Below are 25024 nucleotides of genomic sequence, written 5' to 3'. Positions count from 1 at the left end.
CGCAGGTCCAGCTCGGCGTAGCTCAGGCGCTGGCCTTCGAACACCAGTGCCGGGGCGTTGGGGCTCAGGGCGGCTTGTTGGCTCAGGGCGGTGTGTAGGTTGGTTGGGCCGCTGTAGTGGCGGTCGGCGGCGTTCCACTCGATCAACTGGCGATGACGCTCTGCCGCCGGCAGCGGTGTCCAATCCCTGAGGCGGGTCCGTGGCGCTTCGAGCATCGTCTCCAGCAGTTGTTGCCATTGTTCCAGCCAACGCCGGGCCGTGGTTTGGCTGAACAGCGCGGCGCGGTATTCCAGCAACACCGACAGCACCTCGCCGTCGTGTACTTCCCAGTTCAGGTCGTACTTGGTGGCCTGGGCGGTCACCGCCCGTTCGCGCACCTGCAACTGCGGCCAGTGAGCCGAGGACGAGTCAGCGTTCTGCATGGCGAACAGCACTTGGAACAGCGGCGTCTGGCCGAGGCTGCGCGAAGGTTTCAAATGCTCGACGACCTGGTCGAACGGCACGTCCTGATGCTGCTGGGCATCCAGCACCCGGTTGCGCACCTGGCTGAGCAAACCTTCGAAATCCAGTGTCGGATCCAGGTCGGTGCGCATGACCACGGTGTTGACGAAGCAGCCGATCAGCGGTTGCAGCTCGGCGAATGGACGCTGGGCCACCGGGCTACCGACTCGCACGTCACGCTGGTTGGCGTAGCGGCCCAAGAGCAACTGCGCGGCGCCGAGCATGAGCATGTACAGCGTGGCACCGCGTTGCTGGGCGAACTGCCGCAGGCGTTCCACCAGGGCGGGCGGCAATTGCAGTTGGACCGCGCCGGCCGCGGGGGCGAGCTGGTTTGGACGGCCCTGCTCGGTCGGCAGGTCCAGCAGGTAGTCGCCGTCCTCCAGTTGGTTGCGCCAGTATTCCAGTTGGCTGCTGAACGCGGTCTGTTGACCGGGTTCGCGTTGCCAGAGAGCGTAATCGGGGTATTGCAGCGTCAACGCCGGCAGTGCCGCCGGGGCACCCTGGCATTGGGCGGTGTAGAACTGTCGCAGTTCATCCAGCAGGTTCTGGCTGGAGGCGTCGTCTGTGGCGCAGTGGTGCACGCTGAGCAACAGCAGTGACTGGGCGCCGCCGCTGCGTTGCAGCAGCGTGGCGCGGACGGGCACTTCGGCGGCGAGGTCGAACCGGCGGCCGGTCTCTGCGTGCATCGCCGCATCGGTCAGTTGCTGCCATTGCGCGTCGCTGGTCGCTTGCAGTGCCGTCACCTGCACGCTGATATCGACCTGCGGTTCGATCACCAGCGCCAACTCGCCGTCGCTATCGCGCACGATGCGGCTGCGCAGGATCTCGTGGCGTTGGACCACGCTGTTCAGGGCCGTGTGCAGGGCCTGGACGTTGAGTGCGCCGGCCAGTTGCACGGCGCTGACCACGTTGTACTCGCCACCGCCGGTGCTCAGTTGTTCAAGGAACCACAAGCGTTGCTGTTCGAACGACAGCGGCAGGCGCGCCGGACGCGTTGCCGGGACAAAGGTCGCCGCCGGGGCTTGCAGGGGATCGCCCAGCAGCGCGGCCAAGGCGTCGAGGGTCGGGTGTTCGAACACCGCCCGCAACGCAGGTACGGTAGCGAACTGTTGGCGCAGGCGGGCAAACAATGTCGCCGCCAGCAGGGAGTGGCCACCGAGGTAGAAGAAATGGCTGTCACGACCGATCTGCGACGACGGCACGTTCAGCAACTCGGCCCACAGGGCGGCCAGTTGCTGTTCGGCGGCGCTGCGCGGCGGGTCGAGGGCGTCTGGCGCGGCTTGGATGTCCGGGGCCGGCAAGGCCTTACGGTTGAGTTTGCCGTTGTCGGTCAGCGGCAGCTCGTCGAGCAGCACGAATGCCGAGGGCACCATGTAGTCGGGCAGGGCGGCGCCAATGGCGTTGCGCCACGCGTGGATGTCGGCCTGCTGGTCGCACGTCACGTAGGCGACCAGGCGCTTGTCGCCGGGCACGTCTTCACGGGCCAGCACCACGGCCTGGCGCACGCCCGGTTGGGCGCCGATCAAGGTTTCTATTTCCCCCAACTCGACACGGAAACCACGGATCTTCACTTGATGGTCCATGCGTCCCAGGTATTCGAGCTGGCCGTCGGATAACCAGCGCACCAGGTCGCCGGACTTGTACATCCGTGCCCCGGCCACGGGGGAGAACGGGTCCTCGATGAACACCTTCGCGGTCAGCTCGGCACGGTTGAGGTAGCCCAGGGTCACGCCGGTACCGCCGATGTGCAGTTCCCCCGGGACGCCCACCGGCATCGGGTTGAGGAAGGCATCGAGCACGTAGGTGCGCACGTTGGCGATCGGCCGGCCGATGATCGGCCGCTGCGGGAAGTCATCCACCGCGCAACCGGTGGCATCCACCGTGCACTCGGTCGGGCCGTAGGTGTTGAAGAAGCGGCTGCCGGCAATCGATGGCAGGCGTTGCCACAGCTGCGCGTCCACCGCATCGCCACCGAACAGCACGAAGCGCGGCAGGTACACCTCGCCACGACGGACACCGTCGCTTTCGAGCAGGGCCTTGAGCTGTGCCGGGGTGCATTCGAAGGCGTCCAGGCGAGTGTCGCGGAAGAATCTGGCCAGGGCCTCGGGGTCGTAGCGCACGTCCTCCGGGGTCAGGTACAGGCTGTGGCCGTCGAGCAACAGGATCAGCTCGGCCACCGAACTGTCGAAGGCGAACGAGTAGTTGAAGCTGGTGCGCATCGGCTGGTCGGTGTAGCGGCGATACAAACCGTGGATACGCGCCCAGGCCAGGTTGACCACCGAACCGTTGGTCACCAGGGTGCCCTTGGGCTTACCGGTCGAACCGGAGGTGTACATGATGTAGGCCAGGTCTTGCGGCCCGGCGAGCGGGGCAGGGTTGCTGTCCGGCTGGTTGGCGAACAGGTCGGCGTCGCTGTCCAGGCGCAAGCGCGGCAGTTCGCCGCCCAGCTGTTCCAACAGGCCTTGCTGGCCGAGCAACAGCCCCGGTCGGGCGTCTTCGAGCATGTACGCCAGGCGATCCACCGGGTAGGTCGGGTCCAGCGGCACATAGGCGCCACCGGACTTGAGAATGCCCAGCAGGCCGACCAGCAGTTCCAGTGAACGCTCGACACACAGCGCCACCGGGCTGTTGGCGCCGACGCCCCGGCTGCGCAGGTAATGCGCCACCTGGTTGGCGCGACGGTTGAGTTCGCCGTAGTTCAGGCTGCGGCCTTCGAAACACAGGGCGTCGCGCGCCGGGGTGCGTTCGGCCTGTTGTTCGAACAACTGGGCGAAAGTCAGGTGCGTCGGCACCGGCATCTCGGTGCGGTTCCACTCGACCACGGTGCGTTGCCATTCCGCGTCCATCAGCAGCGGCAAGGCGGCGACCGGGCGTTGTGGCTCGGCGAGCAGGTGTTCGAGCAGGTGTTCCAGGCGCGCCAGGGTCTGGCGGGCGCTGTCGGCGACGAACAGGTCGAGGGCGAACATCAGCTCCAGCTGGATCGGCGTATTGGCCGGGCACAACACGTGCAGGTCCAGGTCACATTCGGAATGCCGCAGCGGCGTATCGAGCGCTTCGAACTCCAGCCCGGGGAAGCGCAACCGCGACTCCATGGCCAGCTGCTGGGCGACCATCACCTGGTACAGCGGCGCATGGCTGAGGCTGCGTGGCAGTTGCAGGCTGTCCACCAGTTGCTCGAAGGGCAGGTCCTGATGCAGCAGGCCACTGCGCAGACGCTCGGCCACTTGTTTGACCAGGTCGGTAAAGCCGGCTTGCGGCTCGAAGTCCGCGCGGATCGCCAGGTTGTTCAGCAGAATACCCAGCAAGCCTTCGGTGCCCGGCTGTTCACGGTGGGTGACCGGGGTGCCGACCAGCACCGTGGCATCGCCGCTCAAACGGTGCATCAGCACGGCGAAGCCGGCGAACAGGACGGTGAACGGCGTAGTACCGAGGCGACTGGCAAAGGCCTGTACCCGGGCGCTGAGGACGGCGCTGAGTTCACGCTGCACGATCCCGGCGCGGTAGCTTTGCACCGAGGGCCGTGGATGATCGGTGGGCAAGGCCAGCAGCGGGCTGGTGTCGCTGTCGCGCCGGTCGAGGGTGGTGGTCCAGTAGTCGAGTTGGCGCTTGAGTTCGGCGCCTTGCAGGTGTTCGCGCTGCCAGAGGGCGAAGTCGGCGTATTGCAGCGCCAGGGCCGGCAACTCGGCGGGGACGCCGTTGCAACGGGTTTCATAACCCAGGGCCAGCTCGCGCAGGGCGATGGTGGCCGACCAGGCGTCCGAGACCAGGTGATGCAGGGCGATGCCGAGTACGTGCTCGCCCGGTGCCAGGCGCAGCAAGTGCGCACGCAGCAGCGGTGGGCAGGTCAGGTCGAACGGCTGCTCGAAGGTGTCTTGCAGGGCATTGAACTGCGCGCCGGCGCGAGCGGTGGCGGTCAGCCCCGACAAGTCTTCGAAGGGCAGTGCGATGTTTAGTGATGGGCTGATGCGTTGGCATGGCACGCCGTCGGTGCTGTGGATGCCGGTGCGCAGGATTTCGTGGCGCACCAGCAGGTCGTTCAGGCTGGCGTGCAGCGCCTCGACGTTAAGTTCACCCTTGAGGTGCAGGGCGAACGGGATGTTGAACAGGGTGGTGCCCGGCGTCAGTTGCTCGATGAACCACAGGCGCTGTTGCGAGAACGACAGCGGCAGCAGCGTCGGGCGTGGCTGGGCCTTGGGCACGCTGATCGCGCTGGCATGCGGTGCCGCGGCCTGGGCCTGGCGTGCGGCGATGGCCACGGCCAGCAAGGCCACGGTCGGCTGTTCGAACAGCACCCGCAACGGCAGGTCGAGCTTGAACTGGGTGCGCAGGCGGGCAACGATCTGGGTCGCCAGCAGCGAGTGTCCGCCGAGGGTGAAAAAGTTGTCTTCCACGCCCACCGTGTCGCGCCCCAGGACCTCGGCCCAGATGGACGCCACGCTGGTTTCCAGCGCGTTGCGCGGGGCAATGCTTTGCTGGGTGTCGGCCTGCCAGTCCAGCTCCCGGGCGGCCAGGGCCTTGCGATCGACCTTGCCGTTATTGTTCAGGGGCAGTTTGTCCAGGCAGACGAAGGCGGCCGGCACCATGTACGGCGGCAGTTGCGTGCGCAGGTGTTCGCTCAGGCCGTCGCTGCCCAGGGTTTCGTCATGGGCCGACCAGTACGCCACCAGCCAGGCTTCGCCGACGGTGTTTTCCCGCAGCAGGACGGCGGCTTCGCGGACGTTCGGGTGCTGGGCGAGACGGTGTTCGATTTCCGTCAGTTCGATCCGGTGCCCGCGCAGTTTTACCTGCTGGTCGCGGCGGCCGAGGTATTCGATCACCCCGTCTGCACGCCAGCGTCCCAGGTCACCGGTGCGGTACAGGCGACCTTCAAACTGAGGGGGGTCGATAAACGCCTCAGCGGTGCGTTGTGGGTCGTGCAGGTAGCCACGGCCGACGCCGACGCCACCGACGCAGATTTCCCCGGCCACGCCCACCGGCACCGGGCGCAGGGATTCGTCCAGCATATACAGGCGGTTGTTGGCGGTCGGTTGGCCGATGGGCATGTGGCTGACCTCGGCCCCCGGTGCGGCGAAAATCGGCTGGAAGGCTACATCGTCGGCGCATTCGGCCGGCCCGTAGGCATTCATCAGGGCGATGTCGGGGAAGTGTGCGAACCAGTCGCGGGCCACGGTCGGCGGCAGGGCTTCGCCGGTAGGCAACACCCAGCGCAGGTCCGGCAGTTGCAAGTCGCACGGGCACAGCGCGAGCAAGGTGCGCATCAGGCTCGGGACGATTTCCAGCACGTTCAGGCGCTCGCTGGCGAGCACTTGCAACAGGTGTTGCGGGTCGTGGGCAACTTCATCCGGAAGAATGTGCACGGTGGCACCGAGCACCGGCGCGGCGAGGAACTGCCACACCGAAATGTCGAACGCCACCGAGGCGGTCTGGGGGATCCGGTCGGCGGCGCTGAGCCCCAGGGCCGGCACCTTGCCGAAGATGTTGTTGAGCATGCCGCGCTGTTCGATCATCACACCCTTGGGCGTGCCGGTCGAACCCGAGGTAAAGAGCACGTAGGCCAAGCTGTCGGGGCGGGCGAGCACCGGCAGCGGCGCGTCGTTACCGGACGTCCAGCAGGCTTCGGCGAACAGCGCCTCGGGTGCCTGGTCGAGGCCGCTGAGCAGTTGATCGAGCAAACCGCTGTAAGCTTCGCTGGCGACCAGGAGCGGGGCGCGGGACAGCCCGAGGATTTCCCGCAGGCGCTCGGGCGGGTGATTGACTTCTAGGGGCAGCATCGCGGCGCCGGCCTTGAACACCGCCAGCATCATGGTCAACAGCGTCAGGCCACGGGGGGCGAGCAGTGCGACCAGTTGGTCTTCAGCGGCGCCGGCCTGGCGCAGGGCATGGGCCAGGCGCGTGGAGCGCAGGTCCAGCTCGGCGTAGGTCAACGACTCCCCGTTGCAGGTCGCGGCGATCTGTCCAGGGCGCTGGGCGACTTGGGCGGCAAACAGCTCGGCGTAGCTTTGATTCAGCGGAAAATCATGCGGGTTGAGCGCCCACTCGCCCAGCAGTTGCTGGCGCTCCTCGACGGCCAGCAGCTCAAAGCTGGCCAATGGCGCCTCGGGTGCGGCGAGCATGCTGCGCACCAGGCTGGCGATGTGGCCCAGCAGGCGCTGCACGGTGGCGATTTCGAAACGTTCGCGGTCATAGGAAACGCGGATGCCCAGCTGTTCGCCCGGCAGGATCACCACGGTCAAGCCGTAGTGGGTGTGCACGCTGTGGTCCATGCCTTCGAGGCTGAACTGGAAGCCGCCTTCGAGAATCTGTTCGTCGATGGGGGCGTTTTCGAACACCAGGATGCTGTCGAACAGGGTTTCGCCCCGGGGGAAATCGCTCCAGCCCTGGATGTCGGTCAAGGGCGTGTGTTCGAAGTCGCGCATGTCGACGTTGAGCTTTTGCAGGTCGCCCAGCCAACTGCCGAGCGCGGCGTTCGGGTCCACCGAAACCCGCAGCGGCAAGGTGTTGATGAACAGGCCGATCATTTCTGCGACGCCAGTCAGGTCGGCCGGGCGCCCGGCCACCGTAACGCCGAAGACCACGTCCTGTTGTCCGCTGTAGCGTGACAGCAGCAGCGACCAGACGCCCTGGAAGAACGTGTTCGGGGTGATCCGGCGACTGCGGCAGAACGCCGCCAGTGCCTGGGTTTCCTGTTCGTCGAGGTGAATCAGTTGGTCGTCCACCAGTACCGCATCGGTGTAGCGATCGCGGGTCACGCCGTTGTCCACGGTCAGCGGCGTGGGGGCATTGAGACCTTGCAGCTGGCCGCGCCAGAACTGCTCGGCCTTGCTCGCATCCTGGCGTTGCAGCCACTGGATGTAATCGCGAAACGGCCGCGGGCTTTTCAGCTCCGGCGTGCGGTCGTTGCACAGTGCTTCGTAGACTTTGAGGAAGTCCACGGTCACCAGGGAAATGCACCAGGCGTCCATCAGGATGTGGTGGAAGCTGCGAATGAACTCGTAGGACTCATCGCCCAGGCGCACCAACCGGAAGCGAATCAGCGGTGGCTTCGACAGGTTGAAGCCGACTTTCTGCTCGTCTTCCAGCAGCGTGCGGATCCGCGTCTCCTGCTCATGGGGGGCGAGCCCGCGCAGGTCGAGGGTGTCCAGCGGGACCTTGACCTGGCGATGGATCACCTGCACCGGTTGCTTCTGGCTTTTCCACTGGAAACTGGCGCGCAGGGAAGGGTGCAGCGCCACCACCTGGCGCCACGATTCGAGAAACGCCGCTTCATCGATGGCCCCGCCGATGCGGTAGCGATCCTGCATCAGGTACACACCGGAGTCTTCGTGCAGCAGGGAATGGAACAGCATCCCTTGTTGCAGCGGCGACAGCGGGTAAATGTCTTCGATCGGGTTGCCGGTGGTTTTTTCGGTGGTCATTGAAAGCGTCCTGCGTAAAAAGGGGCAGCGGTGATGGCGTGGCGACGGGAGGAACCGTTCACAGGTCGGTCTCGTCCAGCTCGGCCATCAACGCTTGCATTTCGTCATCGGACAGGCCCGAGGCGCTGAACTCGGTGCTGTCGGCTTGCGGCTCGGCGGCGTTCGGCGCCAGCGGTTGCGCGACCTCGGCCATGGCCGCGATGGTCTGGCGTTCGAAGACTTGTTTGGCCGAAAGCGCGATGCCTTGCTCGTGGGCCTGGGCCACCACTTGCAGGCTCAGGATCGAGTCGCCGCCGATGGCGAAAAAGTTGTCGGTGACGCTCACCGTCGAGAGCTTCAAGACCTTGGCGACGATGGCTTGCAGGGCGGTTTCCATGGCGTTGCGCGGCGCCACGTGGGCGCTTTCGTCGAACGAGTCGGGGTCGGGCAACTGCCGAGTGTCGAGCTTGCCGTTGGGCGTGCGCGGAAAGCTCGCCAGGGTCAGCACCAGGGCCGGCACCATGTATGACGGCAGGCGCTCACCGAGGAAGCGCTTGATCGCCTCGGAGTCCGGTGCGTAGCCGTGGGCGGCCAGGATGTAGGCGAGCAGACGCTTGCCCGCGGCGTGTTCCTGGACGATCACTGCGGCTTCGCGCACGTCGCTGTGGCGGCACAACTGGCGCTCGATTTCGCCCAGCTCGATGCGGTAGCCGCGCACCTTGACCTGATGGTCCTTGCGCCCCAGGAATGCCAGGCGCCCGTCGGCCAACCAGCACGCCAAGTCGCCCGTACGGTAGACGCGAGTGCCGTCGGCCAGGGTGACGAAGGCCTTGGCGGTTTCGTCGGGTTTGTGGCGATAGCCGCGGGCCAGGGTCGGGCCGGCGAGGACGATTTCCCCTGGCTCGCCAATGCCGCAGGCGGTGTCGAATTCGTTCAGCAGGCGCAGGTCCATGCCGGCAATGGGGCGGCCAATGCTGACGTTCCGGTTTGGCTCCAGCACCTCATAGGTGGCCCAGACGGTGGCCTCGGTGGGGCCGTATTCGTTCACCAACCGGGCGTGGGGCAGGGTCTTGCTGTGTTGCGCAATCAGCGAAGGTGGGCAGGCTTCACCGGCGACGATCCAACAGGCGAGGCTGTCGGTGCCTGCGCTGCGCTGCAATTGATCGAGCAGGGCCTGATACAGCGACGGCAGTGACAGGCCGTGGCTGACCTGATGCTGGGCAATCAGTTGCGCCAGGCGGGACATTTCCAGCTCTTCACCCGGGGCGGGCAAGACCAGGCGTCCGCCTTGGGCCAGCGTCCAGAAAATCCCGGCGACCGAGCTGTCGAAGGCGAACGACGACAGCAACAGATAGGCGCGCACCGGGGTGTCATAGGCGGCCATGCGCACCTGGGTCGAGACGCTCAGTGCGCCGTGGCGGATTTCCACGGCTTTCGGCGCACCGGTAGAGCCAGAGGTGTAGATCAAGTAGGCGAGGTCGTTCGCGTCCGGCAACGGCAGCGCCGGCCAATCGCTGAGGTCCGGCGTTGCCAGATCATCCAGGACGAAACGTTGCAGGTTGGCCGGCACGCTGTCGGCCAGTTCGGCGCTGACCACGATGTGGGCAATGGCGCTGTCGGCGAGCATGTAGGCGCGGCGGTCGGCTGGGTAGCTCGGGTCGATTGGCACGTAGGCGCCCCCGGCTTTCAAGACCGCGAGCATGGCGACAATGGCCGCGTTGCTGCGGGCGAACAGGATGCCGACGGGCACGTCAGGACCGATCCCGGCGGCGACCAGTCGATGGGCCAGTTGCGTGGCGCAGGCGTCGAGGCGGCTGTAGCTCAGGTCGCCGTCCTGGTCGCTGAGGGCAATTGCGTCTGGCTGTTGGCGAACCTGACGGGCAATCAGTTCCACCAGCGTCACCGCTTCGATGGCCGGCACGTTAGTGCTGGTGCCGATCAACTGCGATTGCAGCGCTCCCCCCAGAGGCAATTGGGCCCAGGCCTGTTGCGGTTCAACCAGGGCACCCTGCAGCAGTTGCAGCCATTGCTCGGCGAGGCAACCCGCGGCTTCGGCGCTGAGGGCATGGCGGTCGTAGACCAGTTGCGCGTGCAGGCTGTCGGGCAACTGACGCACGTTCAGGCACGCTTTCAGCGGGTTCATCACCGCGCTGGCATGACGCTCCCGAGCATCGCCCGAGCGCCAGGCAAAGGCGTATCCGGCATCGAGGGTACCGGTGTAGTAGTCCTGCCAGCCGACTGCCCGTTCCAGGGTGGCGGCTACGTGCGCGCTTTGTTCCAGCAGGGTCGCCTGGGCATCCAGTTCGATGCTCACGGGCAGGCACTGCTCGAACAGGCCCAGGGTGCTTTCCAGTTCCGCGCCGCGACTTTCAAGGATCAGGGTGAGCGGCACCTGTTGCTGCCCGGCCAGTCGTCCCAGCACCGCTGCCCATGCCGTCAGCAGCAGGTTAGGGGGCAGGGCCGAGTGACGGACAAGCTCGCTCGGTAGGCTCAGGTCCAGCCGGGCTGGCGCGAACCCGCCATCAAGGGCCACTTCGAGCGGCAGCTGCAAGGCGGCCTGTTCGGTTTCGTCCGAGGGCTTCCAGAAACTCACGCCCGGATGGTCCGGTGCGTCTTCAACCAGGCTCCAGCGCCATTCGGCGTAGTCGGCGTACTGCAAGGTGTCGGACAGGTCCGTTGCGGTGTCGTGCAGCAGTGCGCCGGCCAGCCATTTCAGGCTGGCAAGGTCGAAGTGGCTGCTGGGCGCCGCCAGGTCCAGGACCGCTTGTTCATCGGACAGGCGCAGCACGGTCACATACAGTGGGGTTGTCCAGTCACGGGGCTGGGCGGCGAGCCGAGCCAGCGCCGCGTCCTGGTCGGCGCGGCTGTGCTGGCGCAGGTCCTGGAGGTTCACCGCCAGCGAGCCGGCGTCGTCAATCACCTGCACCGGGTGGCGCAGGCCGGGCACGGGCATCAAGCGCGTGCGCAGGATTTCACTGCCGGCCACTAAGGCTTGCAAACGGTTGTGCAGTGCATCGACGTCCAGCGGCTGCGACAGCGACCATTGCAAATGGCAGCTGAACGGGTGCTCCGCCGCGCCGTTGATGTGGGGGTAAACCGATGCCTGTTGCGGCGAAATACGAAAACCTTGAAGTCCGCTCATGTTCATCTCGACTGGAAAAGGGCTTGAGCCTGGATCACCGCACAGACGTCGGGGCTTGCTGGACACGTGTCAGGCAAGCCTCCTGCGAACGGCGGGTGGACCCGTTGAATGTCAGACGGCAACGTCGCTCGACAGCAGGGCTTCAGCCATGCCGGTCATGATGGCGCGCTTGCCGGTAAAGGGTTCGCGACCGTGCACGGCGAGCATGTTGTCGATGAGCAACACATCCCCCTGTTGCCAACTGAACCGCACCAGAGCATCGAGGTAGGCTGCCCGCAGCGATTGCAGTACGTGCGGCTCGATCGGTTCGCCATCGCCATAAAAGGTATTGGTGGGCAGGTCGAGGTCGTTGAAGTTGCTTTGCAGCGAATCGCGGATTCGCCCGGGCAGGGTGCTGATGTGGAAGAACGTGGCGTGGTTGAACCAGACTTCTTCGCCGGTGCGCGGGTGGCGCACCACGGCCGGCCCGCGTTGGCGGGTGCGCAGGCGATTGTTGTCTTTCCATTCCACTTCGATGCCGACGCTGGTGCAGTAGGCCTCCACTTCGCGGCGGTCTTCGGACTGGAACACGGTCTGCCAGGGCAGGCCGAAACCGTCGCCGTAGTTGCGAACGTACAGCACGCCTTTTTCCCGGAACCGCGCTTCGATCTGCGGACTGATCCTGGCCTTCACGGCACGGGTCGAGCCAATCGGGGTTTCACCACCGGTCTCGGACGGCAGTTGGCAATAGAAGAACAGCCGCAGTGGGAAGCGCGGCGAATAGGAGTGCTCGTTGTGGGGGAAAATCATCTGGTCGGCCGGGTAGTCGGTCGAGGTGTAGATGTTGCCGCCGACCCGTGTCCGGGGCGAGGCGCGGAACATGTATTCCAGAGCGCCGGGGGAGAGGGCGGCGATCACTTGGTCGAACTGCTCGACGGACGCGACGTTGAAGCCGCGAAACAGCAGGGCGCCGTACTCCAGCAGTTTCTGTTCCAGCGACTCGCGTTCCCGGCTGGCCCAGGCGATCAGGTCGACGCCACTGACTGCCGGCTCGATCACCAGGGGCAGGGTGTGGTCGGGGCTGAGCAGGCGCTCGGTGACCAATTGTTGTTCCGAGACGTTCATGGCTTTGCGACGCACGGCGCCGAGGGCGCGTGGCGATGGGGGCACGGTAGACATAACGGCATCCGACTCGGTTAAAGGGACAAGGAGCGACGTTTGGCTTGCATCATCTGGCTGCGACCGGCCAGCGCCTGGGACTGTTGTCGCTCACGGGCGAAGGCCTGGTCCCAGTTGTCGATGCGCTCGGCCAGTGCCGGCAGCGGCTCATCCAACAGGGCGTGTAGCTGTTCCAGCAGGCCCATCCACAGGTATTGCAGGCGCAGGGCACGGTGCTGGTCGAAGTATTCGCCGCGATACTTGAGGGTCGCGGCGAGGCCTTCGCTGTCGTGCACGAGGTCGAGCACCAGGTGGAAATCTCCCGGTGCCTGGGCCACGTCCAGCGCGGACAACTGCGCGCCGGCGATGGCGGTCGGGGTCACCCGTGACGGTTGATAGTTGAGCTTGACCTGGAACAGCGGCGAGTGACCGGGGCGGCGTTGCGGCGCGAGGGCCGAGACCACTAGGTCGAAAGGCAGGCCTTGATGGGCATAGGCCAGGCGCGCTTCATCGCGAACCCGCTCAAGGAAACCGGCCAGGGTCGGTTCGCCGCGCAAGTCGCAACGCAGGGTCAACTGGTTGACGAAGAAACCGATGACGTCGCTGTGCTCGGCCAGTGGCCGGCCGCTGACGTCGGTGCCCAGCAGGAATTGCTGCTGGCCGCCCAGTTGCTTGAGCACCAGTTGGTAGCTGCCCAGCAACAGCATGAACAAGGTCATGCCTTGCTCGCGGGCCAGTGCTGCCAGCCGTTCGCAGCGGGCCTGGGGCACGCTGAAGTCCAGGCTGTGTTCGCCCGGGGCCTGGCCGCTGCCACCGAGCTCCAACGTTTGCGGCACGCCGGCCAGGTGTCCGCGCCAGAAGTCCTGCGCGGTGGCGATCCGCTGTTCGCTCCAGTACCGGGCTTCCCATTGGACGAAATCGAGGTATTGCCCCGCCAGCCCTTCGTCCGTCGAACCAGCCAGCTCCGCCAGCAGCACTTGCGCCGAACGCCCATCGAAGGCGATGTGGTGCAGGGTCAGCAGCAGGTCATGCTGTTGGTCATGTCGGCTAAGCAACTGCGCTCGCAGCAGCGGGCCGGCTTGCAAGTCGACAGGGGTGGCGTGTTCGTGGGCCAACTGCTCGCTCAATGCCTGCTGTTGCTGCGCTGCATTCTGGTCACGCACATCATGCAGGATCAGCGCTACCGCCGTGGCCGGCAACACCTGTTGTTGCGGGCCATCGACACCGTCGCGATACACCGTGCGCAACACGCCATGCCGCTCGACCAGCGCGTTCAGGCGCAGGGCCAGCGTCTCGATGTCCAACGGCCCTTGCAGGCGCAGATGCAGCACCAGGTTGTGGCGGGTGTCGTCCGGGTTCAGTTGGCGTAAAAACCACAAACGACGCTGGGCGAACGATTGCTGGCCCTGGCTGAGGTTGGCCGGCTCGGTCGAAGCCTCGGCCATTGGTGCCGGTTCATTCAGGATACCTTGCAGGGCCAGCGCCCATTGCCCCAGGGTGGTTTCTCCGAACAAGTCCTGGGTCTCGAGGTTCCAGCCCAGGTCCCTGTGCAGGCGCGCAGCGAAGTCGGCCACGCCGATGGAGTCCAGGCCCTGGCCGATCAGGCTGCGTTCGAAGTGAGCAGACAAATACGGGTTGACCGCGTGCAGCGTCTGTTCCAGCCATTGGCGGCAGGCGACTTGGGCCTGTTGCGGCGTCTCGGCTACCAGGCGCTTGAACTGGGCAAGGTCAAGGGGTTCGCCGTTCGAGGCATGCTGCCCACCGCTCTGGGCGATGATGCTCAACGTGCCCGCGGCCAGTTGTTTGCGTGCGCCTTGACGGGCGATCTTGCCGCTGGTGGTCATCGGGATGGTGCCGGCTTGCACCAGCACGATCTGGTCGATGCCACAGTCGGCGGCTTCGCGCACGGCATTTTGCATCGACGTGAACAGCGCCGGATGATGCGCCGGGTCGACGAACTTGCGCTGCGGCTCGGCGACGATCACCAGTTTCTCGCGGCCCAGGGCTGGGTCCATTTCCGAGAAGGCGGCAATGCGACCGGTGCGGATGCCTGGCTCGGCGTCGGTAATGGCGAATTCGATGTCGTGGGGATAGAGGTTGCGCCCATTGAGAATCAGCAGGTCCTTGAGCCGTCCGCAGATTACCACCTGGCCTTCATGCATGAAGCCCAGGTCGCCGGAGCGCAGGTAATGCTCCGATGAACCGACGATCCGTGCTTCAAAGGCTTCGCGAGTGGCCTCGGGGTTCTTCCAATAGGACTCGGCGTTGCTCGGGCCCTTGAGCCAGATTTCGCCGATGCGGTCGGTGGCGCAGCGTTCGAAGGTGTGCGGGTCAACGATCGCGATGCTGTGCAAGGCTTGCGGGTAACCGCAGGCGACGAACTCCACGGCGGCGGCATCGGCCGTCGCCAGGGCCACGCGACCGGTTTCCAGCACGGCTTTGTCCAGGCGCAGCACCACCGGCAGTGCATCGACCGGCGTGGCGCTGACGCACAGGGTCGCCTCGGCCTGGCCATAACCGGGGCTGATGGCCAACGGGTTCAGGCCGCACGCGGCAAAGCGTTGGGCGAAGGCCTCCAGGGTGCCGGGGTGGATCGGTTCGGCACCGTTGATCGCGTGTTGCCAGGCGCTCAGGTCGAGCTGCGCGATCAGGTTGTCGCTGACCACGCGGTTGCACAGGGCATAGGCGAAGTTGGGGGCGAAACTGGCGGTGGCGCGGTAGCGACTCAGCGCCTGTAACCAGGTCGACGGCGCATTGACGAAGGTCTGGGACGCCATCAGGTAGCACGGCATGCCACTGTAGAGCGGGGCCAACATGCCGCCGATCAAGCCCATGTCGTGGTACAGCGGCAGCCAATTGACCATGGCACCGTGCTCGTCGAAAGCGTACGCCTGGCGCATCAGTTCGACGTTGGCGATCAGGTTGCGTTGACGCACCTCGACGCCTTTTGGCGAGCCGGTAGAGCCCGACGTGTATTGCAGGAAGGCCACGGTCGAACCGTCGATGGCCGGGCGTTTCCATTGGCTGGCCGGTGGCGTGCCCAGGTCCTGGACGGTCAGCACATCGACGCGTCCCTCCACCAGTTCCTGCAAGCCATCGCAATAATCCGCCGGTGCGAGAATCAGCGCCGGTTCGGCATCGACCACCACGTTGCGGACGCGGTCCAGGTGGCGCGGCTTGCGCGACGGCGGTGGAAACAACGGCACGGCAATCAGCCCCGCATACAGGCAGGCACAGAAGGCACGGGCGTAGTCGAGACTGCTGGGCAGCATCAACAGCACGCGATCACCCGGCGCATAACGCGCTTGCAGCACGGCCGCCAGGGCTTGGGATTGCTCGTGCAGTTGGGCAAAGGTCAGGGTTTCGCCGATCTCTACGCCGTCCGGCAAAAAATGCAGGGCGGCACGCTGAGGGAAGTGCTGGGCGTTGGCTTCCAGCACGTCGATCCAGTGTTCGAATGAAAACATGTGCAATTCACGCCATGGCCACGATGACTTTGCGGTCACCGGTGAAAGGATTGCGACCGTGTGCCACCAGTCGGTTGTCGAGCATCAGGATATCGCCGGGCTGCCAAGGGAAACTGATGGCAGTCTCGCGGTAAACCTCGCGCACGGTGTCGAGCATGTCGTCGGCAATCGGCGAGCCATCGCCGAAATAGACATGGCGCGGTAGGTTCTCTTCACCCACCGCCGCCAGCAGGCTGGCGCGTACGCCTGGTTCGATGGCCGAGACATGGAACAGGTGCGCCTGGTTGAACCAGACCCACTCACCGCTATCAGGATGCTGCTGCACCGCGGCGCAACGCTGGCGGGTGCGCAGGTCGCCATCGGCTTTCCATTCCCACTCGATGTCGTTGTCCTGGCAGTAGCGTTCGACCTGGGCGCGGTCCTGGGTGTTGAAGACTTTCTCCCAGGGCAGGTCCAGGGCGCCGCTGTAGTTGCGCACGTAGAGCAACTCATGGCTGGCAAACAGCTCGCGAATCTCGGCAGGCATGCGCTGGTAAATCAGGCGGCTGTCGGCAATCGGGGTCTCGCCGCCGGTTTCACTGGCCTTGATGCAGTGGAACCAGATACGCGAAGGCCAGGGGCGGGTGTAGGCCTGTTCGTTGTGCAGCGGGATGAATTGATGGGCTGGATACTCGGTGGAGCTATAGACCCCGGCGAAGACTTTGCTGCGCGGTGTGGAGCCGAATTCGTAACTGGCCAGCGGCGCACCGAAGCTGGCAGCGAAACGCTTGAAGTCAATGGGCGTGGCGACGGTGAAACCGCGAAACAACACACCGCCAACGGTGCTCAGGACCTGGGCCAGGCTGTCGCGAGTCGAGGTGTCCAGATCGTGGATCGACTGTCCCGATGCCCCCTGCACCAGCACGGGCAGCGACGGGGCGCCTGCATCCGTGGGCGCTATTGAAAAAAGCTCGGAACGCCCGCTCAGGTGTTCGATGGAGGTCATCCTTGTGCATCCTCTTTATATCTTCTTCGACCAGTCACAAGACCTTGAAAGCAGGGCAGCGGTCAGCGATGTAGGACTCGTCTGTAATGTATGTAAGGCAATACAAGACGACATACTAGGTACAAATGAGAGAGATTATCAATACTATTTATTTAATTTTTTTTTTGGATTAGACTCCGCACCGCTGGCGCCAAACAGCCTTCGGCCAGCTCAAAAAACCTAAAAATATCTGTCGCAGGGGAGTGGGGCGTGAATTTCAGAAAGAACACAATTGCGTTGGCTGTAGGGTCGGCCATAGGCCTGAGCAACGGCGCTTGGGCGGCTGAAGAAGCCGGCAAGATGGAGATCGCTCCAATCACCGTGAAGGGTGAAAAAATCGACCGCACCCTCGAAAAGACCCAGTCCAGCGTCGTGGTTGTCACCGACAAGAATCTGCGTGAACACGGCGACAAGGACCTGGTGGATGTGTTTGCCCGCACGCCCGGCGTCTTTAGCCAGGCCGGCAATGAGAACTGGGGTATTCGTGGCGTGCCGGTGTCCGGTTTTGACGACCAGGGCCCGGCGACTCTCAACGGTGCGGTATCGGTGTATGTCGACGGCGCCGTGCAGCCAAACCGTGCGCTGACCCTCAGCCCGGTTCCGCTCTGGGATGCCGAGCAGGTCGAGGTCTTCCTTGGCCCGCAATCCACCACCCAGGGCCGTAACTCCCTGGCCGGTGCGGTGGTTATCCAGACCAAAAACCCAACCTTCGAACCGAGCTTCTCGGCGCAGACCAACGTGGGCAACTACGGTGAGCATGGTGCGGCCGTGGCGGGTGGCGGGGCCATTGTGGATGACAAGATCGCCGGCCGTATCGCCGTGGATTATTCCGACGGTGACGGCTACATCCGCAACACCACGCTCGATAAAGACGCCAACCCGCATCGCACCAGCAACGCCCGCGGTAAATTGCTGATCCTGCCCAATGACGACACTGACGTCTTGCTGACTTATGCCCATAACGAACATCGCCAGGGCGACCGCTCGACGATGCGCGGCACCGATGGCAAGCCGAGCTATTACGACATCGCGTCCAACACCGAGGCCTTCGACAACCTCAAGCAGGACACCCTCAGCGCCAAGGTGGATTATCGTCTGAACGATGAGTGGTCGCTGACGAGCATGACCGCCAATACCAGTACTGACTACAGCAACCGTCTGGACTTCGACCAGAATGCTGTGGACAACGAGGTCGTTCTACGCAAGCAAGACGGTAACCTGTTCAGTCAGGAGCTGCGCTTGAATTACACCTCGGACACGGTGAAGAGCTTTGTGGGTGCGTACTACGGCCACAACAGCAACAACTTCCACGACCGGTTGTTTTTCGATGACGTGCTGTTCGGTACGGTCAAGGGCGATACCACGATCGAGAACAAGGCCGTGTTCGGTGAAGTCAACTGGACGTTCGCACCGCGCTGGACCTTGATCACCGGCCTGCGTTACGACCACGAGACCAACGACACCGACGTCGAGCAGGACGATTTCTCCGAACCCGCCCAAGTCAAAAAATCGTTTGACGCAGTACTGCCGAAACTCGGCATCGACTACGAGCTGGCCGCGAATCAATACCTCGGTTTCATGGTGCAAAAAGGCTACCGCGGCGGTGGCGTCAATTTGCGTTCCGGCAGTGGTCACCAAGCCTACGATCCGGAATACACCACTAACTACGAGCTGTCCTACCGCGGTTCGTTCTTCGACCAGACCCTGCGTACCCGTGCCAACCTGTACTACACGGATTGGAAAGATCAGCAGGTCAGTGTTCGGCGCACCGGCAGCGACTTCATTGATGTCTTCAACGCTGGTCGCAGTGATATCAAGGGACTGGAAGTTTTCGTCGAAAAAGACGTTACCGAACAGCTGACCTTGAACGTCGGCGGGGCCATCACCGATGGCAAATATAAGGACTTCGTTGCTGACAATGGTCAGGACAGGAGCGGCGAGTCGCTACTTTACTCGCCTAAGTACAAGATGTCGGTGGGTGGTGTCTATCGCTTCGACGACCGTCTGATATTCGGCACGGACGTTGTCTACCAGAGCGCCGCGCCAACGGAATACGAGTTCGATGCCAGCGGCAAGGTCACCGGCGAGCGCCGCAGCGACAACTACGTGCTGGTGAACTTCAACACCGAGTACAAAGTCACCAAGAACGTCGCGGTGTCCGCCTACGTGAAGAACGCGTTCGACAAGGAATACGTCACCAACAACCGCAACGACACCATCATCGACGTCGGCGCACCGCGCACGGTGGGGATGATCCTGCGCTACGACATGTAAACCCAAAGGCGCGGGGAGGCAATATCCTCGCGCCTGTCCTGCAACATTTCGGATGTTTGTTTCCAGGCTGTTCGTTCCCTTCCAAACCCAGCCTCCATGGAGGAAATCATGAGTGCTTTTTCGAATGTCACAGCGGGTGGCGCGCAACAGCTACGCCTGTTGCACACCGGTCTGTCGAGTCCTTACTGCCTCGATTCCACGCCGTTGCTGGAACGTCAGCAACAGCAGGAATCCAACGCCCGCAGTTACCCGCGACGCATTCCCCTGGTGCTTGAAAGGGCCCATGGCATTTATGTGCAGGACAGCCGAGGGCAAGTGTTCGTCGATTGCCTGGCCGGTGCCGGGACCCTGGCGCTGGGGCACAACCACCCGGTGATCATCGAAGCCATCACTCAGGTCATGGCGGCCGGTGTGCCGATGCACACCCTGGACCTCATGACACCGGTGAAGGACGCATTCGTCCAAGAAATTTTCGCTTGCTTGCCCAGCGAGTTCGCTCGCCATGCACGCATCCAGTTCTGCGGTCCGAGTGGGGCCGATGCGGTCGAGGCCGCGCTCAAACTGACCCGTACCGCCACGGGGCGGCATTCGGTCTTGGCGTTCGAAGGGGCCTATCACGGTATGACCCTGGGCACCCTGGCCATCAGCGGCAACCTGTCGCCGAAAAATACCCTCGGTGCATTGATGCCCGGCGTGCAGCGCCTGCCATTCCCCCACGACTATCGTTGCCCGTTCGGGGTGGCGGGCGATCAAGCAGTCACGTTGAACGTGCGTTACCTTGAGCACTTGCTCAACGACCCGGAAAGCGGGGTGACCGCACCGGCGGCAATGATCCTGGAGCCGATCCAGGGCGAGGGCGGGGTGATTGCCGCGCCGGACCGTTGGCTGCAGGAGCTGCGTCGGTTGACCCAGGCCCATGGCATTCCGCTGATCGTCGACGAGATCCAGTGCGGCATTGCCCGCAGCGGGCGGATGTTCGGCTTCGAGCAATCGGGCATCACGCCGGATGTCATCACCCTGTCCAAAGCCATCGGCGGCGGGTTGCCGCTGTCGGTCATGGTCTACCACGAGTCGCTGGACGTCTGGCAGCCGGGTGCCCACGCCGGCACGTTCCGCGGCAATCAACTGGCGATGGCGGCGGGTACGGCGACCTTGCGTTTTATCCGCGATCAAGGCCTGGTCCAGCACGCTGAAACGGTGGGTGCCCACCTGCAAAAACAGCTGCAGGCACTGCAAAACGAGTTCGCCTGGATCGGTGATGTGCGTGGGCGCGGTCTGATGCTCGGCATGGAAATCGTCGACCCGCAAGGCACCCCAGACGCACAGGGCCATCCGCCGGTGGACACGGCCCGGGCCCAGGCGTTCCAGCAGGCTTGCCTGAAGCACGGCTTGATCGTTGAACTGGGTGGACGCCACGGCGCCACCGTACGCTTCCTGCCGCCGCTGATCATCACCGAGCAGGAAATCGATTTCGTCGCGAAAATCCTGTTCCAGGCCGCGAGCACAATCAACGAGCGCCCCGCAGGCTGATCATCCAGGTTCGGGCCAGCACCCGGACTCAACACCAAACCCTGCAACAGTTACTCAAGCACTGGCGTGAGTCAGTCCGGTCAAGGTGTCCGCGATGGCCTTCGTGCGTTGCGCGGTGCCTTCGGTGGTGCGGCTCGAGTCTTCTAGGGCATCGAGCATCTCGCGCAGGGCGCTGACGGCGACGGACTGGTCTTCGATCTGTTGGGCGACGCCTTGGATCTCCGTTGAGAGCAGGTCAATGTCCACGCCGATTTCCGCAGCATTCTTGCGGGTGATTTCCGCGAGCTTGCGGACCTCATCAGCCACCACCGCAAACCCTCTGCCCATCTCACCGGCACGCGCTGCTTCGATGGCGGCGTTGAGGGCCAACAGGTTGGTCTGTCCGGCGATCTGCTGAATGACCTGTACGATCGACTGAATACGCAAGCTCGAACTGGCAAGCGCACGGGCGCCGACCACCGCCTCACCTGCTTGGGTGGCCAACTGTTCGACGGTCGTGCCGGCCTGCTCGGCGACGCTGTTTTGTCGGTCGATCGTGCCCGTCAGGTCATCCATCGACAAGTGCAGTTCGCCAGAGTAATGCTTGATTTGCATCGCCATCTGCGCTTGCTGGTGGCTGGCCTGGGCCAATACCTGACCCAGGTCCGTCAGACCGTCGAAGACCGGCAGGATGGTGTTGTCCAGGCCGCGAGTGTCCAAGGCGCTGCTGAAGTCATTCATCTTGAACGCCATGATCTGCTTGACCACGACATGGTTCAGGCCCGCCAACTTCTTGACCTGGCGGCGCAGGAAAAACGCCTTGAACTCGCCATAGTGAGCAATGAAATTGTCGACGTACTCATCGACAAAACGGGCGCCCTTGGTGACTCTGAAAAAGAAAATCGCCGTGAGCGTCTGGTTAAGGTTCAAACCGAGGATTTCACCAAACGTCGAGAAGCCCGCCAACGGCACATCGCCGAAAATACCGGCCATGCTGCCCAGGTCGCTGCTGTTGTTGAGCCGCCGCAGGATGCAATCGTTGAGAATGGCGGCCAGCGGATGACCACCTTTACCCTTGAGGAATTTCTCGTAGTCGAGTCGGGTCGCCTCGCGAAGGGGCGTGCGCTTGACCATCACCAACTCTTCTCCGGGTGCCACGTCGCAGAACAGCTGGATGATCTGCTGCTGATAGTCGACGCGGGCAATGGAACGCACGAACAGCTCATCGCCCACGCGGATGGCGAATGAATAATCGGCCAGCTTCTGTTCCAGCGCCTGGGCACTGCACTCGAATGCCTCGCACAGTGCCTGGACCATGCTCTTGATGTTGCCACGGCTGTCGATGACCTGGTCGATGGTGCGGTCTTCGACCGACGCGGTCAGTACGTTGAACGTCAGCCCGGCAGGTTTGAAGTTCTGGCTCTTGAACACGCCGAAGCGCACGTCCGCGGCGGTTTTCAGGAAGACGATCTGCGCGTGGTTCTGATAACTGCGCTGCCCATCACTGATCAGGGTCTTTTTGAAATCCGTCTTGCCCCCGGCCGAGCCGCCGACGAACAGGCAAGGGAAACGTCCCGACTCATAGAGCGCCTCCATAAAGAACGACTCGGAAGCCGAAAGACCATCGAACACCACATAGGCCAAGGTATCGCGATGATCAATGGGCGTGCTCACTTGCGCCTGCTTGATGTTAGTCACTAGCCTGGTGATTCGCTCACGCATGGCCAAGCGCTTGCCGCCACCGCGAATGTCCTCGCACTCCAGCGGCACCATCACCACCTCGGCCGACACAATCACACTGGCGTCAAACAGTTGCAGCACCACCCGATCCCAGGTCTCGCCGGTCTGGCAGTACAGTGCGTTCGCGCCGTTGCACAACTCACCCGACGTCGTGCACAGACTGATGGCGCTGTGGGCAAAGCGCTTCTTGACCTTGGCGGCGATCTGGTCGATGTCCAGGTGGGGGGAGACGAACCCGGTGACCAACGCTGGGGTGATACGCACGTTGGCCAGCGCCTGGTCCAGTTCAGCAGAGGTGCAGGCCACGCTGACAGCCCCTTGAGTGCGGGCTCGGGCTGTGTTGAAGAGGTTCAGTAGGTTCATGGCTGGACTCGGTTAAGCGCGACGTGACGCGTACGAGGTATGCGTGCGGAGTCCTTTCTCTGTAGCGGTCACGGCTGGGGACTTGTATGGGCGTGAGCTTGTGCTATTTGCGGGGGCGGTCCATAGGGGCTTTTGGTTGGGGTTTACTCCGCCTGTTGATCAGCGACTTTCGTAGAGGTCCGAAGGAGAACTTAAAAAAACAGCTCCATGACGCCTGGACGGCAAGGCGCCACCCGCTATGCCATCGATGATGGCGTCTTGGCAATCACCACGCCCACCACCCCAGGTGCAAGACGAGAACCTGCTCGTCATCGCCCTTCGCCGATCGACAGGTGCGCCATCGCGATTCTCATGGTGTACTGAGTCCTGCCGAACAAACCCGAACCGACCGTTCCCCCAGACAGCATCGAATCTGAAGTACAACGCCCCACGGCTAGCTACACCCGGGCCAGTGCACAAGCACTGATCGAAGCCAACAACCAGGCTGAACTATCAGCTCACAGCCGAGTATTCAAATCATTACTTGAAGAGGGCCGGTGCAGTTTGGTCATTCCGTATTCCAGCCATATCGCACCCTGAGCACCACCGATGTACCAAAGGTGTTCAACTTAGGCAGAACGATGTCGGAAAGAGCATCATCAACAGCGATGCCGCCACAAAAAGTCCCAGTCCGAATGTCAGATGTGCAATGACGCTCCTGCGCCTTGCCACGCTAGGTACCCCTGTCTTCGAACCGGCAACGCCGAAACCGAGCGCCGGCTGCATGATGAAAAAAGGCGCAATCACACTGACCACCCCCATCACCAGCGCAGGTACTAGCGTGGGGTTACAGATCCATGCAGGCCCTTTCGCACCGATCAGCACCATCGCGAAAACAATGCCTGTGACGTAATGGAACACCCACCCCATCAGGCATTCATTCCTGATAGGAGGCGCCGCCATGATCGAGGCATGACGAAACCGTCCTTGCAACATGTGGCCCAGCCAGCGACCAACCAAGCCATAGTCAAGCGACGCTAGACCAAACACCCGTGCTTGAACAAAACCCGACACGTCCATAATCAACGTGGCCCCCATTCCAACAAACAGAATGCGCAGTGTGGTCTCGGCTATTCCCATGGTATTGCTCCTTGCCTTGAGCCTGTTTTGGCGGTTTGATCCCAGCAGTCTGCAAGTTCAAGTCGACTTGAGGTCAAGCATGAAAGAGCTGGATATTGGTGAGGTGGTACGACGTTCCGGTCTACCGGCTTCAACGCTGCGCTACTACGAAGAGAAAGGTCTTATCAGTTCAATCGGTCGTCGTGGCCTGAGTCGTGTGTTTCGTGCCGATGTACTCCAGCGTTTGTCCTTGATCGCGCTCGGGCAATCGGCAGAGCTTTCACTAGACGATCTCTTCGCCATGCTGGACGCAGAGGGACAGCCTGACATTGATCGTCAGCGGCTTAACGAAAAGGCAGACGAACTAGACCGTACTATCGAGCGACTCAGCGTCATACGCGACGAGCTTCGTCTAGTAGCGGGCTGCCCGGCTGCTCGTCACATTGAATGCTCAACGTTCCAGAAATTGCTAAACGCTGTCAGGAAGGGGGATATCAAGAGAAAAACCGGAAAGGGGCACCTGCGCAGACGTGGAGTGTGAATGCTATGGATCGATAGCAACCCTCTCCGATAGTCAGCTGTTCCGCGTTAACGGCGGTGTTCCGTTAAATGAAACGTTGCTACAAGCGTCAGATCTCTTGCATCTCGCCTACCGGCTTGCAGAGGACGCAATCTTCGAAAGGAAAACGGACCGTCATGCCTGGGACGCTCATCATTTAATGGAGATGAGCAAAGCAGTGATTGATGATGCAGTGAAAGTCATGACGGTTAGACCCGAGGAATCAAAACACTCCCATAGCTAACGACGCATCCCGATTCTTCGAAGGGGAAAGGCGGGGGCAGACCGCGATTATGGGGCGGAAAGATTACAGGTGAATTCAAATCGTGGTCTGTCCCTGAGGCACTGATCTCGGCCTGGCATTTGGTTTAAAGAGGACGATCAACGTATGGGAGATCTACCTCGTAGATACCTCGCGCTGCTCGTACCACGAACGGGCGTTTGATGGGTCTTACATCGCTTAATTCCCAAGCGAGCCAGCCCTCTGAAAAACTGCTTGCACAGGCGGCTTGCATATCAGCAACAGCGAATGGGCGAACTGCGTTCACACGCACAATTGCGACAGCAGTTCCCTCATCCTCGTCACCCTCGGCGTGGAGGTATCGCCCATTTTCAACGATAAGAAGATCTTCAGAGGGGGCCAGCGGCGGACTTCAAGCGTCTTCTGCCCTGAAGCGATCCTTCCTCCACTAGGGAAACTCTGAAAAAGACTTCCTGATTTGGCAAAATCACCGGACACCAGTCGCCGAGCTTTTCAATGATGAAACAGATGACCTTCGCCGATGCCGAGTACGCCGGCAAGCGCAAGCAGACCCG

Annotated in this window: 12 protein-coding genes and 1 pseudogene; 4 read left to right on the top strand and 9 right to left on the bottom strand. The window is 63.0% G+C overall.

The window, feature by feature from the left end:
• The 5 genes from AACY31_RS26705 to AACY31_RS26685 form a co-directional block, all read right to left on the bottom strand.
• The coding region (locus AACY31_RS26705; protein ID WP_339505402.1) for an amino acid adenylation domain-containing protein at positions 1 to 7916 on the bottom strand (7916 nt) is incomplete at its 3' end.
• A 58-nt stretch (positions 7917 to 7974) separates the two neighbouring features.
• Positions 7975 to 11037 carry a non-ribosomal peptide synthetase gene (locus AACY31_RS26700; RefSeq protein ID WP_339505401.1) on the bottom strand — a complete coding sequence of 1021 codons (3063 nt, stop codon included), beginning with the start codon at positions 11035 to 11037 and terminating at the stop codon, positions 7975 to 7977.
• 111 nt (positions 11038 to 11148) lie between these two features.
• On the bottom strand, positions 11149 to 12195 hold the full coding sequence (locus tag AACY31_RS26695) for a TauD/TfdA family dioxygenase (RefSeq protein ID WP_339505400.1): 1047 nt from the start codon (positions 12193 to 12195) through the stop codon (positions 11149 to 11151).
• A 17-nt stretch (positions 12196 to 12212) separates the two neighbouring features.
• On the bottom strand, positions 12213 to 15641 hold the full coding sequence (locus AACY31_RS26690) for a condensation domain-containing protein (protein WP_339505399.1): 3429 nt from the start codon (positions 15639 to 15641) through the stop codon (positions 12213 to 12215).
• A gap of 7 nt (positions 15642 to 15648) precedes the next feature.
• Entirely contained in the window at positions 15649 to 16626 is a 978-nt protein-coding gene (locus tag AACY31_RS26685) for a TauD/TfdA family dioxygenase (protein ID WP_339505397.1), read from the bottom strand.
• 249 nt (positions 16627 to 16875) lie between these two features.
• Here AACY31_RS26685 and AACY31_RS26680 point away from each other — a divergent pair, with 249 nt between their 5' ends.
• The gene (locus AACY31_RS26680; RefSeq protein ID WP_339492698.1) at positions 16876 to 18939 is read left to right on the top strand and encodes a TonB-dependent receptor; all 2064 of its coding nucleotides are present in this window, start codon (positions 16876 to 16878) and stop codon (positions 18937 to 18939) included.
• A gap of 108 nt (positions 18940 to 19047) precedes the next feature.
• Entirely contained in the window at positions 19048 to 20469 is a 1422-nt protein-coding gene (locus tag AACY31_RS26675; RefSeq protein ID WP_339505395.1) for a diaminobutyrate--2-oxoglutarate transaminase, read from the top strand.
• Between the two features lie 54 nt (positions 20470 to 20523).
• Here the strand turns inward: AACY31_RS26675 and AACY31_RS29110 are convergent, their stop codons facing one another.
• From AACY31_RS29110 to AACY31_RS26665, 3 genes and pseudogenes are all read right to left on the bottom strand, one after another.
• Positions 20524 to 21024, bottom strand: a complete 501-nt coding sequence (locus AACY31_RS29110) for a methyl-accepting chemotaxis protein (protein ID WP_223471818.1) — start codon at positions 21022 to 21024, stop codon at positions 20524 to 20526.
• Positions 21025 to 21396: 372 nt separating this feature from the next.
• Positions 21397 to 22551 (bottom strand): annotated as a pseudogene (locus AACY31_RS29105) (FIST signal transduction protein); the annotation flags it as partial.
• A 603-nt stretch (positions 22552 to 23154) separates the two neighbouring features.
• Positions 23155 to 23670: a DUF2938 domain-containing protein gene (locus AACY31_RS26665; protein ID WP_339481294.1), complete on the bottom strand. Its 516-nt coding sequence runs from the start codon at positions 23668 to 23670 to the stop codon at positions 23155 to 23157.
• Between the two features lie 79 nt (positions 23671 to 23749).
• On the opposite strand from AACY31_RS26665, the gene AACY31_RS26660 reads away from it, so the two are divergent.
• Together AACY31_RS26660 and AACY31_RS26655 are read left to right on the top strand one after the other, a co-directional pair.
• A complete protein-coding gene (locus AACY31_RS26660) occupies positions 23750 to 24190 on the top strand; it encodes a helix-turn-helix domain-containing protein (RefSeq protein ID WP_339481292.1) in 441 nt (146 codons plus the stop codon).
• A complete protein-coding gene (locus tag AACY31_RS26655; RefSeq protein ID WP_339481290.1) occupies positions 24180 to 24452 on the top strand; it encodes a DUF3077 domain-containing protein in 273 nt (90 codons plus the stop codon). Before AACY31_RS26660 ends, AACY31_RS26655 begins: the two co-directional genes overlap by 11 nt.
• Before the next feature lie 386 nt (positions 24453 to 24838).
• Here AACY31_RS26655 and AACY31_RS26650 read toward each other — a convergent pair.
• On the bottom strand, positions 24839 to 25024 hold a 186-nt coding region (locus AACY31_RS26650; RefSeq protein ID WP_339505393.1), incomplete at its 5' end, for a hypothetical protein.

It is taken from the genome of Pseudomonas sp. RL_105y_Pfl2_101 (assembly GCF_963970585.1).
Classification (GTDB): domain Bacteria; phylum Pseudomonadota; class Gammaproteobacteria; order Pseudomonadales; family Pseudomonadaceae; genus Aquipseudomonas.
Note: the sequence above shows the minus strand (reverse complement) of the source record. Positions and strands in the feature narration are given on the sequence as shown.